Here is a 14,070-nt window from a genome sequence, read left to right as displayed (position 1 = left end):
TTTTATTCTGCACAATAGCAAGGTTTTTCGCCAAAGGTATAGGTTAATGTTATACCTGAGAAGACATACCAATCATTATTATTTAAATTTCCAAATCGCAAGGCACTTAAACTTTCCTCTTTTGGATTACTTCCGTCAAGATTATCGGTAAAAGTGTAGCGGGCCCCTACTTCAGCTGCAAGAATCAATCTTCTAGAAATATTTGTTTTTATTCCTAGAATCATTGGAATTGCAATGGAGCTTTTTCTTTCGTTTTCCTTTGTTTCTCCAGCTTCAATATACAAATTATCATACTTTAAAAAATTAATTCCTGAGGTTACATAAGGCGTTATTTTATGGTCTAAAGTATGAAGATTGAAATCAAAAAAGTTGAATTCAAGGCCTAAAGATAGTTCTTTTATGCTATTTTCAAAATGATAACCCCTTAGACTTCTACTTGCTTCATCTGAATCACGGTCGTTAGCACTAATAGTTGACTGCATATAGGATATCCTCCAGGCATGTCTGGGACTTTTGTTCCATTTGTACAAAATACCAAAAGCAGGCTCATTTGGAGCAATATAGGTTGTTGAACCTACATCGCCAATGTAGTTGCTTCCGCCAAGGAAAACTCCTATTTCGTGTATTTGTGCTTGTGCGCTTAGACCTAGAAATAAGTAAACGAGTATGCTTAAAAAATTTTTCATTTTCATAGAAAATTGCTTGCAAATATAATAATTATCAATACGAATCAATGCCTATTAAAATAAATGTACTTTTTTTTGAAAAAAAATCAATTTGTTTTAATAAGAATTCGTTTTTATTATACTTAAAACGAGAAATTTGGCTGTATTGTATGTTTTGAAGTTTAAAAAAGATTAATTTCTTTTGTCTTCTCCCCAAAGTAATTTGCTTCTTAATGTTTTTAAGAAAGTTTCGTTTGGTATTTCGGCCATATTAATTTGAAAAGGTGTTTTTTTGATTGTTAAAACCGATTCATTGCCCACGGATGTAATTCTGGAATCTAGTGAAACCAGATAATTCTCTTCTCTACCAGATACTTTCAAAGTGATTTCTGTTTCATCAGGGATTACAAGGGGTCTTGCGTTAAGGTTATGAGGTGCAATAGGTGTAATTACTAAGCTTTTTACGTCAGGAGTCAATATTGGGCCTCCACAACTTAAGGAGTATCCAGTTGATCCGGTAGGTGTTGAAATAATTAATCCGTCTGCCCAGTAGGAGTTTAAAATTTCTCCATTAAGATAAGTTTCAATGGTAATCATTGATGTAGTGTCCTTTCTGCTTACTGAAACTTCGTTCATGGCAAAATTAATATCGCTTAGGGCTTCGTTTTCTGGAGTCGAAGTCAAGCTTAAAAGTGTTCTTTTAGATAAAGTATATTTCTTGTCAATTACAATTTGCAAAAATTCATCGATATTTTCTTTTTGAACTGTTGCCAGAAACCCCAATCTTCCAGCATTGATGCCTAATATAGGAATGCCTGAATCTCGAACTAAAGTAGCTGCTCTTAAAATGGTTCCATCACCACCAATACTTAAAAGTATATCAAAACTTGAATCCAATTCGGTATGCGATGAAAAGGTTTTGTATTCCTTTTCGATGATTTTTTTTTCTTGAATTAAGGCTAAGAAATTAGATTCAATGACGATTTCTATTTTTCTTTTATTAAAAAATACAAAGATGTCTTTTATAATAGGTTCTGTACTATTTTGATAATATTGACCGTAAATGGCTATTTTCATTGGGGTTACATGTTAAGGTATTTGTCTAAATAGTCTGAACGCTCTTTTAAATTAGTGATATAAGAATCTTCGTGATGTTCGGAAATGATTTCGTAATTGTATCTCCTAAAAGTTTGAATAATCTCATTGATAGCTCCTGAGCTTATCTTTATAGTAACTTCTACGCTGCTTATGTCCGATTCAGAGATGAATAAGCCTAATATTTTGCCATTATTACTTTCTACAATTTGGGTAATTTGGCTCATGGAATAATCCAAAATTCCTTTTCTAATTTTTACAACAACCCCTTGATCTTTGATAAAAGGAGTTTGGTGGAAGAAATTAATAATATCTTCCATTTCGTAGTAACCTACATATTTATTGTTTTCGTCTAAAACGGCAATTAAATTCGAATGATTTTTGGCAAAAACTTCTAAAACTTCCAGCCAAAGGGCATTGGTTCTGATGAAAAAAGTTTCCAGACTGTATTTGTAATCCGCTACCTTTTTTTCTTCATTAAAAGTTTCTACATCTTCAGCTGAAATGCTTCCAATATAAACTCCTTCTTCAACAACCGGAAAGTGAGAAAAATTGAAATCACCCAAAAAATCTCTTACTTCAGCAATAGTTTCCTGGCTGTCAATAGGTTTGAAATCGTTGGTTATGTAGTTTATAATTTCCATTTTGTGTGAGTCCTCAATTTTTATGCAAAATAATCAAAAAAAGGCAAAAACGCCTAGCTTTTACTTTGTATTTTTGTAACCAAAATATAGTTTTTCGTAATCAAAAAATGTTGCAATGACAAAGTTAAGTGTAAATATCAATAAAATTGCTACTTTACGTAATGCACGTGGTGGAAATGTGCCCGATTTATTAAAAGTAGCTACCGATATTCAAAAATTTGGTGGACAAGGAATCACCATTCACCCACGTCCTGACGAACGCCATATTCGTTATCAAGATGCTCGTGATTTGAAATCCATTGTTTACACTGAATACAATATTGAAGGGAATCCTCAACATAACTTTGTGGATTTGGTTTTAGAATGCAAGCCGGATCAGGTGACTTTAGTTCCAGATGCTATTGGTGCTATTACTTCATCGGCTGGTTGGGATACCATAAAAAACCAGGCTTATTTAACCGAGATGATTCAGGAATTTCAGCGTAACGGAATCAGAACTTCTATTTTTGTGGATCCTGTTCTGGATATGATTGAAGGAGCTAAGAAAACAGGAACCGATAGAATTGAGTTATATACTGAAGCTTTTGCGCATCAATACAGTTTAGGAAATGAAAACGGAATTGATCCTTATGTAAAATCTGCTGTTTTAGCTAATGAATTGGGTTTAGGAATCAATGCAGGACATGATTTGAGTTTAGATAATATCCAATTTTTTAAACAAAACATTCCTGGATTACTAGAGGTTTCAATCGGGCATGCCTTAATTGCCGAAGCTTTGTATCTTGGATTAGAAAACGTAGTTAATATGTATTTACGAAAATTAAAATAATATAATTTTTTTAAGATTTGTTCGTGCAGCTGTTTTCTGCAATCTAAAATCTGCAATCTAAAATCTAAAATGTAATGCTTTATTCAAAAATAGAAGGAGAAGGAAAACCATTTTTAATCATTCATGGATTTCTAGGGATGTCTGACAACTGGAAAACTTTAGGACGACAATTTGCTGCCGAAGGTTTTCAGGTTCATATGCTCGATATGCGTAATCACGGCCGTAGTGTTCAATCGGAAGATTTTAGTTATGAATTAATGGTTCAGGATGTTTACGACTATTGCCGAGAACATTCTTTAGTATCTATAGATATTCTAGGACATTCTATGGGAGGTAAAATCGCTATGCTTTTTGCTACTCGGTATCCTGAAATGGTCGAAAAATTGATTGTGGCTGATATTGGACCAAAATATTACGCGCCACATCATCAAACTATTTTAGCGGGATTAAATGCGGTAGATTTTTCTATTAAACCAAGTCGCGCTGATGTAGAAGCAACTTTAAGTGAATATATCACCGATTTTGGAACCAGACAGTTTTTATTAAAAAACTTGTATTGGCAAGAGCCAGGGCAATTAGCTTTTCGTTTTAATTTGGCTGTTTTTAATGAGAAAGTTGAAGAAATAGGAGTGGCATTGCCATCTGAATTGATTTTTAGTAAACCAACACTTTTTATTCGTGGTGGAAGTTCAAATTATATTTTAGATTCGGATATTGAAAATATTGCTGAACATTTTCCATTGATGCAATTAGAAACGATTCCCAATGCAGGGCATTGGTTGCATGCCGAAAATCCAGCTTTGTTCTACCAAATGGTGGTTTCGTTTTTGAAATAATTACAATTAAGTCCACAATATAAAACAGTAACTTTTTAAGGTTGCTGTTTTTTTGTGGCTATATTTTGATAAATGTATAAAAAACACTTATGTTTGTTCTCTTACTAAGATTAACCAAAAAAATTAAACCCAGTTAGAATGAAAACATTCGGTTCCTTTTTCAAAAGAAATAAAATAGCGACAGTTTTTGCTTTGATTTTGAATTCTGTTTTTCTTTTTTCAGCCTGTAGTTCGATGAAAAATAGAAAAGATAGTACTTCAAAAGACAAAATGGATGCTTATCTAATGACTTACTTTAAAGATGATACACATGGATTGTATTTTGCATTGAGTAAAGACGGTTATACATTTACGGATGTTAATAATGGAAAAGCTGTTGTTGCTGGAGACACTATTGCCGAACAAAAAGGGATTCGCGATCCTTATATTATGCGTGGTAACGATGGCAATTTTTATATCGCCATGACAGATTTACATATTTATGGAAAACAAAAAGGCTATCGCGATACCGAATGGGAACGCCCAGGAGAAAAGTACGATTGGGGGAATAATCGAGATTTGGTTTTGATGAAATCAAAAGATTTAATTCATTGGTCGCATTCTATTTTAGATATTGATAAGGAATATCCGGAATGGAATGTAGGCTGTGTTTGGGCGCCTGAATTGATTTATGATGAAGTGAAAGGGAAAATCATGATTTATTTCACCATGCGAAAAGGTAAGGGAGGAACTAAGTTGTATTATGCCTATATGAATCATTCCTTTACGGCTCTTGAAACAGCTCCTGAAATTCTTTTTGAGTATCCAGATAGTACAAAACAGATTTTAGATGCTGATATTACAAAATTACCTGACGGTAGATTTTGTATGATGTACGTAGCTCAGGAAAATCCGGGCGGAATAAAAATGGCTTTTTCAGATAAAATAAATACGGGTTATGTGTATCAGCCAGAACAAATTGATTTTGAGAAAAAATCATGTGAAGCGCCTAATGTTTTTAAACGTATTGGCGAAAATAAATGGGTGTTGATGTACGATATTTTTAGCGTCAATCCACACAATTTTGGATTTGCTGAAACTACCGATTTTAAAAGCTTTACGAATCTTGGGCATTTTGATGAAGGCGTTATGAAACGTACTAATTTTTCGGTTCAAAAACATGGTGCTGTAATTCATTTGACTAAAAAGGAAGCAGAGCGTCTGGCTAAACATTGGAACACAAATTTATCATTCTAAAAAAAAAATAATAAAGATGAAATCAATATTTAAAGTTTTTATTTACAGCCTATTGTGTGTTTCCGGTTTAAGTGCGCAAAAAAAAGATTATAAAGGCTATCTTTTTGCTTATTTTGAAGGAAAAGGTCCGGCTGAAAAACAAGAACAATTGCGTTTTGCAGTAAGTGATGATGCTGTACATTGGAAAGCATTAAACAATAATGAACCTATAATGGCATCCAAAGATATTTCTAAAACGGGTGGTGTAAGAGATCCGCATATCCTTAGAAGTGCGGATGGGAATAGTTTTTATATGGTGGCAACCGATATGAATACTAAGAAAAATGGCTGGGATTACAATCCGGGAATTGTGCTGATGCATTCTAACAATCTATTGGATTGGAAGTCATCGGTAATTGATTTAGAAAAATTATATCCAAAGAAATTTAAAGACATCAAATGGGTGTGGGCGCCACAAACTTTTTACGATGCAAAAACCAAAAAGTATTTGGTGTATTTCACGGTGCGTTTTAATTATAATTTAAAATTGGATTTTTATTGTGCTTATGCTAATAAAGATTTTACTGCTTTTGAACAAGAACCTAAATTATTGTATAGTGCTAAAGACGGTGCTATAGATGGAGATATTATTTATAAAGATGGAGTTTATCATTTGTTTTACAAAGGAAATACTAAGGATGAAAATGGAAAGGAAATTAAAAACGGAATAAAGCAAGCTACCAGCAAAAAGCTGCTAGGACCTTGGAAAGAAAGTTTTGAATATCTGGATGCTTACGCAAATGAAAAAACAGGTGTAGAAGGCTCTTCGGTTTTTAAATTAAATGACAGTGATGAGTATATTTTGATGTATGATTTGTATTCTAGTGGGCGCTATGAATTTCAGCGTTCTAAGGATTTGTATCATTTTACAGCCAAAACAGAATCGTTTATTAAAGATTTCTTCCCAAGACACGGAAGCGTAATAAGTATTACTAAGGAAGAAGCAAAAAGATTAGAAGATAAATGGGGTGGTGTGCCGCAAAGTTTATTGACTTCAAAAGATGGTTTGTACCGATTTAAATCAGAAGGAAATCCAATAATCAAGCACAAGTTTACTGCTGATCCTGCTGCATTTGTTGAAAATGATACCTTGTGGTTGTTTACCGGACACGATTTTGAAGGAGGTCAAAAAGGATATAAATTGAAAGATTGGTTGCTGTTTTCAACTACCGACATGAAAAACTGGACAGAGTATCCAGTTCCATTAAAAATTGAAGATTTTAAATGGGATAAAACCAATGATGCTTATGCTGGACAAGCAATTAAGAGAAATGGAAAATATTATTGGTACATCAGTACAAATGGTTCTGGAATAGGGGTAGCAGTTGCTGATAAGCCTCAAGGGCCATATAAAGATGCTTTAGGAAAACCGCTTTTGACAAATGCTGACTGTTTTGCTTCCACGCATTCTTGGACTTGTATTGACCCTGCTGTTTTTATTGATGATGACGGACAAGCATGGCTGTTTTGGGGGAATGGAGTTTGCTATTATGCAAAGCTGAAAGATAATATGATTGAAATTGACGGCCCAGTTAAAAAGATTGATTTTGAAGGATTACAGTTTACCGAAGCGCCTTGGGTACATAAAAAAGATGGGAAATATTATTTGAGTTATGCCAGTGGTTTTCCTGAAAAAATAGCATATGCTATGGCTGATACTATAGAAGGTTCTTATGAGTATAAAGGAATTCTTAACGAAATTGCGGGAAATTCTAATACCAATCATCAAGCTATTTTAGATTTTAAAGGCAAATCATATTTTATTTATCATAATGGAGCGATACAAACCAATGGCTCTAGTTATAGCCGTTCGGTATGTATTGATAAATTAGAATATAATGCTGATGGCACTATGAAACGTATTATTATGACAACTGAAGGAGTTTCAAAATAGTTCTGCTAATTACTTTTTAATTGTTACATGATAATTTCTTTGGTCAAACTAATGCTCATGATTTAAAATAGTAGTATTTTTGATGTAATAAATACAAGTTAAATGAAATTAATTTTTAGAATTTTAACCACTTCTATTTTAGTACTGCTCATTTCGCATTTTATGCATGGAGTACATGTAGCTAGTTTTACAACAGCTCTTTTTGTGGCTATAGTATTGGGATTACTGAATATTTTTGTCAAACCTATTTTGGTTTTGTTTACATTACCCATTACCTTTTTCACACTGGGATTGTTCTTATTAGTTATCAATGGATTAATCATTATTGTGTGCGATAATATAGTTGGCGGGTTTGATGTAGATTCTTTTTTTACGGCGCTGCTTTTTAGTATTATATTGTCACTTTCTCAATCAATTGTGTTTGCAATAACAGGTGATAAATAGGGGGTGTAATCTATAAAAAAATCATAAATACAAGTGAGATTTACTTTTAGATAGGTAAAATTCATTAATTTTGTTTTTTCAAAAATTTAAAAATGAACAAAATCTACCTCATACTTATTTTGTTACTAGGCTTCTTTTTGTTGCCTAGTGCCACTTATGCATGTGGTTCAGGTTCAGGGAGTCATTCTTGTAAAATGGAAATGTCTTCAAAAACAAAAATGAAAGATTGTTGCAATAAAAAATCCAATTCAAAAGAAAATAAAGACAAAGGTTGTTCTGGAAAATGCGGACAAACGATGTGTAGTGTTTCTTCAGTAAACATTGGAATTCCTGCAACAATTCAATATGAAATTCTAAATGCTTCTTTTGGTTTTTCAGAAAAAAAACAAAATTTTTCTCCTAGCATATCTTTACTTTCAGCTGGATATGCAAGTTTATGGCTTATTCCTAAAATAGGCTAAATTCTTTCTTTGATAGCCATTGGTGTATCAAATTCAAAGCATATTTGCTTAAAAAAATCAAATTATTTTATCGGTTAATTAAGGAATAACAATAGTTTTTAAGGCTATTTGTTGCTGATTAACGTTTTCACAAATTAAAAATCACAATCATGAAATCATTAAAAAGAATAATGATAGCAGTTGTTGTAATGCTATCAACTCTAGGTTTAAACGCACAAATAAAACACAAAAAAACGGCTAACGTAAAAATATTAGGAAACTGTGAAATGTGTAAAAAGAATATTGAAAAAGCAGGAAATCTTAAAAAAGTAGCTGTTGTAAACTGGGATGTAGATTCAAAAATGGCCAAACTTACTTATGATTCTTCTAAAACTAATCCAGACGAAATTTTAAAACGTATTGCTGATGCAGGTTACGAAAATGAAAAATTTGCGGCTAATGACGAGCAGTATAATAAACTTCATACTTGTTGTCAATATGATAGAAATGCTTTGGGAACAAGCAAAAAATAAATAGTAATGTAATAAACTACAGTTTTGAACATGAATCTTTTCTGTTTGATACTGTAGTTTATCAAAAAATATAGGAAATGAAAATCGTAATTATAAAAAAACAATGGATCGTCTTAGTAATGTTATTTGTCATGACGACTTCTTTTGCCCAAATCTCGAAAGTTGAAATTATAGCAACAGGACTAACTTGTTCCATGTGTTCTAACGCCATTAATAAACAACTTAAGGCTATGCCCGAGGTTGAAAAAGTAATGATTGATTTGAATACCAATACTTTTGTGGTTCATTTGCAAAAAAACAGCAATATGACTCCGCAAATTTTAAGAAACAGTATCGAAAAAACAGGATTTTTTGTTGGTTCCATGATACTGACTATGGACGTCGATAATATCCAACTAAAAGACAATAGCAGTTTTAAAAATGCAACAGGAACTTATGTTTTGGTAGCGCCAAGTGAAAAAAATGCTAATGGTAGTCTTCGATTAAAAGTGTTAAATAATGGTTTTGTAACCAAAAAAGAATACAAGCAATCGGCTAAACAGCTTTCTAAATATTCAAGTTTTGGAACAGCAGAAGGAACTTATTTAGTAAAAACAATTTAGATGAAAACAATTGTAATCTTTGTACTCTGTTTGTTTTCATTTCAAATGCAAGCACAAGAATTATTTGTAATGACGGAACCCGCTAGTAACATGCCTACGGCTTCAATTGGAGTTCGAGACATGAGTCATTTTGTATTCAAAAAAACGGGGGGGTATGATTATCACAACATGCCCGAGTTAATGTGGGGAGTTAACAAGAACTGGATGATTCATACTACGGCTTTTTTGAGTGACACTGAAGGAGATATGTCTTTAGAAGGAGGAAGTTTGTACGCTAAATACCGTTTTTTCTCGGTTGACGACATTCACAGTCATTTTAGATTAGCTGCCTACGGAAGAATAAGTACCAATAATTCCGAAATTCGTCAAGAAGATATCGAAACGATGGGGATGAATTCAGGTTATGAAATAGGTGCAGTAGCTACTAAACTAATTAACAAAACAGCCTTAAGCACAAGTGTAAGTTATGAAAGAGCATTAAACAATCAAGGAAATGGCTTTCCTGAGGACTTAAGTAATAGTGCTATGGATTATACTTTTTCCATTGGGCAATTGATGTATCCTAAAAAATACACTAATTTTAAGCAAACAAACATTAATGCAATGTTAGAGTTTTTGGGTCAACGATTAAATCAAAATGGGAAATCTTATCTAGATGTTGTACCTTCGATTCAGTTTATTGTTAACAGTCAGGCTCGAATTGATTTAGGCTATAGACGCCAAGTATATTCGGATATGGAACGTATTAGCGTCAATAGTATCTTGCTGAAATTAGAGTATACTTTCTTTAATGTAACCAATTAGTTTAACTATTTTAATATTTAAAAAATGAAAAAAATAATACTGACTTCTGTTTTATTAGCATTGCTTGCAGTAGGTTGTAACCAAAAAAACAAAGAAGAAAAAACAACAGAAGGACAAGTAATTGTAAAAACCGATGTAAAATACAGCTGTCCGATGCATCCTGAAGTTACTGGAAAAGAAGGAGAGCTATGTAAAGAATGCGGTATGGAATTAGAACCAGAAAAAGTAGAAGCGGAAGCAGATCAAAGCACTGTTGAATTTACCCCTGTTAGCGATGCCGTAAAACAATCGGTATCTACGGAAGCAATTGTTAATGGATATTTGAAAATAAAAAATGCTTTAGCTAATGATAATGCTAAAGATGCTACTGCTGCTGCCAAAGATTTTATTAAGGCAGTTGAAGCTACTAATGTGAGTAAAATAGATTCTAAATTGCTAACCAAGTATTTGAATAGTACTGATGATGCTAAAAAGCAAGCAGAATTGATTGTCAAAAATGATGGAAAAATTGCCCAACAAAGAATGTACTTTGCAGTTTTAAGCAAAGACATCACCAATTTAATTGCCAGTTTTGGTACAAACCAAAAATTATATCATGATTATTGCCCAATGTATAATGAAGGGAAAAGCGGCTATTGGATAAGCGAAATAAAAGAGATTAAAAATCCCTATTATGGTTCGGAAATGCTTACATGTGGCGGTATGATTAAAGAAATTAAATAAGCAATTTTCGATTCATATATTCTCGAAAATTAATTTCATCAAAATCCTAGCTTCATCCTAAGTTAGGATTTTGTTGTTTATAAACAGTTCAAAATGGTTTTAATATGAAAATCTATATCAAGAATATGGTTTGTAACCGTTGCGAAATGGCAGTGAAAAAGATACTAGACAAAATGGAAATTGCTATAGTTGCAATGCAGTTAGGAGAAGTGGAGATTTCTAATGATTTAGAAGAAACTCAAAAGCAATTATTGGCTAGAAATTTAAAAGAATTGGGTTTTGAGTTGTTAGATGATAAAGTTAGTAAGACGATTGAGCGTATAAAAAATCTAATTGTGGATTTGGTGCATCATCAAAGCCAAAAACTAAAAATCAATTTGTCGACCTATATAGCCGACGATTTAAAACAGGATTATAGTGCTTTGAGTAATTTGTTTTCTGAAACGGAAGGCATTACCATTGAGCATTATTTTATTGCGCAAAAAATAGAAAAAGTAAAAGAATTATTGATTTATAATGAACTTAGTTTGAGCGAAATTGCATTTCAAATGAACTACAGTAGTGTGGCACATTTGAGCAATCAATTTAAAAAGACTACAGGAATTACACCTACACAGTTCAAACAATTGAAGAATAAAAAAAGAATACAGTTAGATGAGTTATAAATGATGTAATTCTTTTCCAAGATTGTGCAACAGCCTAAAGAGAAGCTATTCGGAAATTTGTAGAAGTACTTTTAAATAAAATTAAAATGAAACATACTTATAAAATTACTGGAATGTCTTGCGATGGTTGTCGATCTAAAGTCGAGAAAACCTTGAATACTGTGGAAGGCTTGGATGCTCAGGTTACTTTGTCACCGCCACAAGCTATTATTAGCATGCAAGAACATATTCCTACGGAAACGATGCAAAAGGCATTAGCAGCGGTTGGAAAATATACCATTGAAATGGAAAATGGACATCAAATGAGCTCAACTCATGACAATACAGTTACACAAAAATCTTGTTGCAGTGTTGGTGAAACGCACGAACATAAAAAAGAAAGCAACCATCACATAACAGCAGGAAAATATTATTGTCCAATGCATTGCGAAGGCGATAAAGAATATGATGCTCCAGGTGATTGCCCAGTATGCGGAATGGACTTGGTGCAACAACCCGTTTTTAATCAGCGTGTACAATATACTTGTCCCATGCATCCCGAAGTGGTAAAAGACGAACCCGGTTCTTGTCCTATTTGCGGAATGGATTTGGTGCCGCTAACTCCTGATGTTAGCGAAGAATCAAAAGTTTATGATGATTTATGGCGTAAAATGAAAATAGCCTTGTTGTTTACAGTTCCTATTTTTATCATAGCCATGTCTGATATGATTCCGAATAATCCTTTGCTTAAAGTTTTGGATTATGGCACTTGGAATTGGGTACAATTTGCTTTGTCATTGCCAGTAGTTTTTTATGCCGCTTGGCTATTTTTTCAACGTGCTTGGAAATCGATAATAACTTGGAATCTCAATATGTTTACGCTCATTGGAATTGGCTCAGGAGTGGCATTCTTATTGAGTGTGTTTGGATTGTTTTTTCCAGAATTTTTTCCGGATGAATTTAAAAACCATTCGGGACATGTCGCCTTGTATTTTGAAGCCACTACGGTGATTTTAACCTTAGTTTTATTGGGGCAATTGTTAGAAGCTCGAGCGCACAGCCAAACCAGTGGTGCCATTAAAGAATTAATGAAATTAGCACCTACCGAAGCAACATTGGTTACCGATGGAAAGGATAAAGTGATTTCCATTCATGATATTGTAAAAGGAAATGTTCTCCGAGTAAAACCAGGAGAAAAAATTCCAGTAGATGGAAAAATAACAGAAGGAACGACTACTATAGACGAATCGATGATTTCGGGAGAACCTATTCCCGTTGATAAAAAAATAGCTGATGAGGTAATTGCTGGAACTATAAACGGAACCCAATCTTTCTTGATGGAAGCTGAAAAAGTAGGTTCGGAGACTTTGCTTTCGCAAATTGTACAAATGGTAAATGATGCCAGTCGTTCCAGAGCGCCTATTCAAAAATTAGCGGATAGCATTGCCAAATATTTTGTACCAATGGTAGTTGGAGTTTCCATAATCACCTTTTTTGTTTGGGCACAATGGGGACCAGAACCAGCATTGGTTTATGGTTTTATCAATGCAATTGCTGTTTTAATTATTGCTTGTCCTTGTGCTTTGGGCTTGGCTACGCCTATGTCCGTAATGGTGGGTGTGGGCAAAGGAGCGCAATCGGGGATTTTGATAAAAAATGCCGAAGCTCTGGAGAACATGAATAAAATTACGGTTTTGATTACCGATAAAACGGGAACCATCACTGAGGGGAAACCTTCGGTGGAGAAAATCGTGGTAAAAGAAGGCGATGAAAATGATGTTTTAGGCAAAATTGCTTCGGTCAATCAAAATAGCGAACATCCTTTGGCGACAGCCGTAGTCATTTTTGCGAAAGCGAAAAAAGCCACTTTATCCAAAGTTGAAAAATTCGAGTCGGTTACTGGGAAAGGAGTGACGGCTTTTATGGGTGAAGACAAAATTGTTATTGGAAACAAAGCATTATTAGAAGAAGAAAAGATTCAAGATTTTTCGGCTTTAGAAAAAGAGGTTGTTGCCGAACAAAAACAGGGTAAAACCGTTTCTTACATTGCCATTAACGATAAAGCAGTGGGATACATTACGATTACGGATGCCATTAAAAAAAGCAGTTTTGATGCCATTCAGGAATTAAAAAAACAAGGTGTCGAGGTGATTATGATGACAGGTGATAATGAGAATACTGCCAAGGCTGTGGCCGAAACATTGCATTTGACTTCCTATAAAGCAGCTTGTTTGCCTCAGGATAAATTGACAGAAATTAAGCGTTTGCAAGCCAAAGGAGCAATTGTAGCCATGGCTGGTGATGGGATTAATGACGCACCTGCTTTGGCTCAAGCCGATATTGGGATTGCGATGGGAACAGGAACTGATGTAGCGATTGAAAGTGCCAAAATTACTTTGGTTAAAGGTGATTTACAAGGCATTGTAAAAGCTAAGCAGTTGAGTCATGCCGTGATGAAAAATATTAAACAGAATCTATTCTTTGCTTTCTTGTACAATGTGTTAGGAGTACCTATTGCCGCTGGGGTTTTGTATCCATTTTTTGGGATTTTATTATCACCTATGATTGCGGCTTTGGCTATGAGTTTTAGTTCGGTTTCGGTAATTACAAATGCTTTGCGATTGCGAACTTTGAAACTGTAA

The 14,070-nt window shown here is 33.7% G+C and carries 15 protein-coding genes; 12 read left to right on the top strand and 3 right to left on the bottom strand.

The window, feature by feature from the left end:
• Window positions 1-2: 2 nt before the first annotated feature.
• The 3 genes from porG to AC4FRF_RS00980 all read right to left on the bottom strand — a co-directional run bounded on the left by porG (window position 3) and on the right by AC4FRF_RS00980 (window position 2,404).
• Entirely contained in the window at window positions 3-686 is a 684-nt protein-coding gene (porG, locus tag AC4FRF_RS00990) for a type IX secretion system protein PorG (protein WP_491157575.1), read from the bottom strand.
• A 171-nt stretch (window positions 687-857) separates the two neighbouring features.
• Entirely contained in the window at window positions 858-1,742 is an 885-nt protein-coding gene (locus AC4FRF_RS00985; RefSeq protein WP_491157574.1) for an NAD kinase, read from the bottom strand.
• A gap of 5 nt (window positions 1,743-1,747) precedes the next feature.
• A complete protein-coding gene (locus AC4FRF_RS00980) occupies window positions 1,748-2,404 on the bottom strand; it encodes a CBS domain-containing protein (RefSeq protein WP_491157573.1) in 657 nt (218 codons plus the stop codon).
• Between the two features lie 115 nt (window positions 2,405-2,519).
• Here AC4FRF_RS00980 and AC4FRF_RS00975 point away from each other — a divergent pair, with 115 nt between their 5' ends.
• From AC4FRF_RS00975 to AC4FRF_RS00920, 12 genes are all read left to right on the top strand, one after another.
• The gene (locus AC4FRF_RS00975) at window positions 2,520-3,233 is read left to right on the top strand and encodes a pyridoxine 5'-phosphate synthase (protein WP_491157572.1); all 714 of its coding nucleotides are present in this window, start codon (window positions 2,520-2,522) and stop codon (window positions 3,231-3,233) included.
• A gap of 74 nt (window positions 3,234-3,307) precedes the next feature.
• Window positions 3,308-4,069: an alpha/beta fold hydrolase gene (locus AC4FRF_RS00970; protein ID WP_491157571.1), complete on the top strand. Its 762-nt coding sequence runs from the start codon at window positions 3,308-3,310 to the stop codon at window positions 4,067-4,069.
• A 138-nt stretch (window positions 4,070-4,207) separates the two neighbouring features.
• On the top strand, window positions 4,208-5,305 hold the full coding sequence (locus AC4FRF_RS00965; protein WP_491157570.1) for a glycoside hydrolase family 43 protein: 1,098 nt from the start codon (window positions 4,208-4,210) through the stop codon (window positions 5,303-5,305).
• Window positions 5,306-5,321: 16 nt separating this feature from the next.
• Window positions 5,322-7,238 (top strand): family 43 glycosylhydrolase, encoded by a 1,917-nt coding sequence (locus AC4FRF_RS00960; protein ID WP_491157569.1) that lies wholly within the window; start codon window positions 5,322-5,324, stop codon window positions 7,236-7,238.
• 102 nt (window positions 7,239-7,340) lie between these two features.
• A complete protein-coding gene (locus tag AC4FRF_RS00955) occupies window positions 7,341-7,682 on the top strand; it encodes a phage holin family protein (RefSeq protein ID WP_491157568.1) in 342 nt (113 codons plus the stop codon).
• A gap of 92 nt (window positions 7,683-7,774) precedes the next feature.
• Window positions 7,775-8,143, top strand: a complete 369-nt coding sequence (locus tag AC4FRF_RS00950) for a hypothetical protein (protein ID WP_491157567.1) — start codon at window positions 7,775-7,777, stop codon at window positions 8,141-8,143.
• Window positions 8,144-8,292: 149 nt separating this feature from the next.
• Window positions 8,293-8,655 carry a heavy-metal-associated domain-containing protein gene (locus AC4FRF_RS00945; protein WP_491157566.1) on the top strand — a complete coding sequence of 121 codons (363 nt, stop codon included), beginning with the start codon at window positions 8,293-8,295 and terminating at the stop codon, window positions 8,653-8,655.
• Between the two features lie 77 nt (window positions 8,656-8,732).
• Complete coding sequence (locus AC4FRF_RS00940) at window positions 8,733-9,257, top strand: heavy-metal-associated domain-containing protein (RefSeq protein ID WP_491157565.1); 525 nt, start codon at window positions 8,733-8,735, stop codon at window positions 9,255-9,257.
• The gene (locus AC4FRF_RS00935) at window positions 9,258-10,061 is read left to right on the top strand and encodes a hypothetical protein (protein WP_491157564.1); all 804 of its coding nucleotides are present in this window, start codon (window positions 9,258-9,260) and stop codon (window positions 10,059-10,061) included.
• 24 nt (window positions 10,062-10,085) lie between these two features.
• Window positions 10,086-10,784, top strand: a complete 699-nt coding sequence (locus AC4FRF_RS00930; RefSeq protein WP_491157563.1) for a DUF3347 domain-containing protein — start codon at window positions 10,086-10,088, stop codon at window positions 10,782-10,784.
• Between the two features lie 104 nt (window positions 10,785-10,888).
• Complete coding sequence (locus tag AC4FRF_RS00925; RefSeq protein WP_491157562.1) at window positions 10,889-11,449, top strand: helix-turn-helix domain-containing protein; 561 nt, start codon at window positions 10,889-10,891, stop codon at window positions 11,447-11,449.
• An 86-nt stretch (window positions 11,450-11,535) separates the two neighbouring features.
• Entirely contained in the window at window positions 11,536-14,070 is a 2,535-nt protein-coding gene (locus tag AC4FRF_RS00920) for a heavy metal translocating P-type ATPase (RefSeq protein ID WP_491157561.1), read from the top strand.

Source organism: Flavobacterium sp. ST-158, from assembly GCF_058309975.1.
This window is presented reverse-complemented; position numbering and strand designations above follow the sequence as displayed.

Bases quoted from the DNA above. Each gene is read 5' to 3' on its own strand.
- AC4FRF_RS00955 (WP_491157568.1), top strand. From the start codon at position 7,341: ATGAAATTAATTTTTAGAATTTTAACCACTTCTATTTTAGTACTGCTC.
- AC4FRF_RS00925 (WP_491157562.1), top strand. From the start codon at position 10,889: ATGAAAATCTATATCAAGAATATGGTTTGTAACCGTTGCGAAATGGCA.
- AC4FRF_RS00975 (WP_491157572.1), top strand. From the start codon at position 2,520: ATGACAAAGTTAAGTGTAAATATCAATAAAATTGCTACTTTACGTAAT.
- AC4FRF_RS00965 (WP_491157570.1), top strand. From the start codon at position 4,208: ATGAAAACATTCGGTTCCTTTTTCAAAAGAAATAAAATAGCGACAGTT.
- AC4FRF_RS00960 (WP_491157569.1), top strand. From the start codon at position 5,322: ATGAAATCAATATTTAAAGTTTTTATTTACAGCCTATTGTGTGTTTCC.
- AC4FRF_RS00930 (WP_491157563.1), top strand. From the start codon at position 10,086: ATGAAAAAAATAATACTGACTTCTGTTTTATTAGCATTGCTTGCAGTA.
- AC4FRF_RS00920 (WP_491157561.1), top strand. From the start codon at position 11,536: ATGAAACATACTTATAAAATTACTGGAATGTCTTGCGATGGTTGTCGA.
- AC4FRF_RS00985 (WP_491157574.1), bottom strand. From the start codon at position 1,742: ATGAAAATAGCCATTTACGGTCAATATTATCAAAATAGTACAGAACCT.
- porG (WP_491157575.1), bottom strand. From the start codon at position 686: ATGAAAAATTTTTTAAGCATACTCGTTTACTTATTTCTAGGTCTAAGC.
- AC4FRF_RS00940 (WP_491157565.1), top strand. From the start codon at position 8,733: ATGAAAATCGTAATTATAAAAAAACAATGGATCGTCTTAGTAATGTTA.
- AC4FRF_RS00970 (WP_491157571.1), top strand. From the start codon at position 3,308: ATGCTTTATTCAAAAATAGAAGGAGAAGGAAAACCATTTTTAATCATT.
- AC4FRF_RS00980 (WP_491157573.1), bottom strand. From the start codon at position 2,404: ATGGAAATTATAAACTACATAACCAACGATTTCAAACCTATTGACAGC.
- AC4FRF_RS00950 (WP_491157567.1), top strand. From the start codon at position 7,775: ATGAACAAAATCTACCTCATACTTATTTTGTTACTAGGCTTCTTTTTG.
- AC4FRF_RS00935 (WP_491157564.1), top strand. From the start codon at position 9,258: ATGAAAACAATTGTAATCTTTGTACTCTGTTTGTTTTCATTTCAAATG.
- AC4FRF_RS00945 (WP_491157566.1), top strand. From the start codon at position 8,293: ATGAAATCATTAAAAAGAATAATGATAGCAGTTGTTGTAATGCTATCA.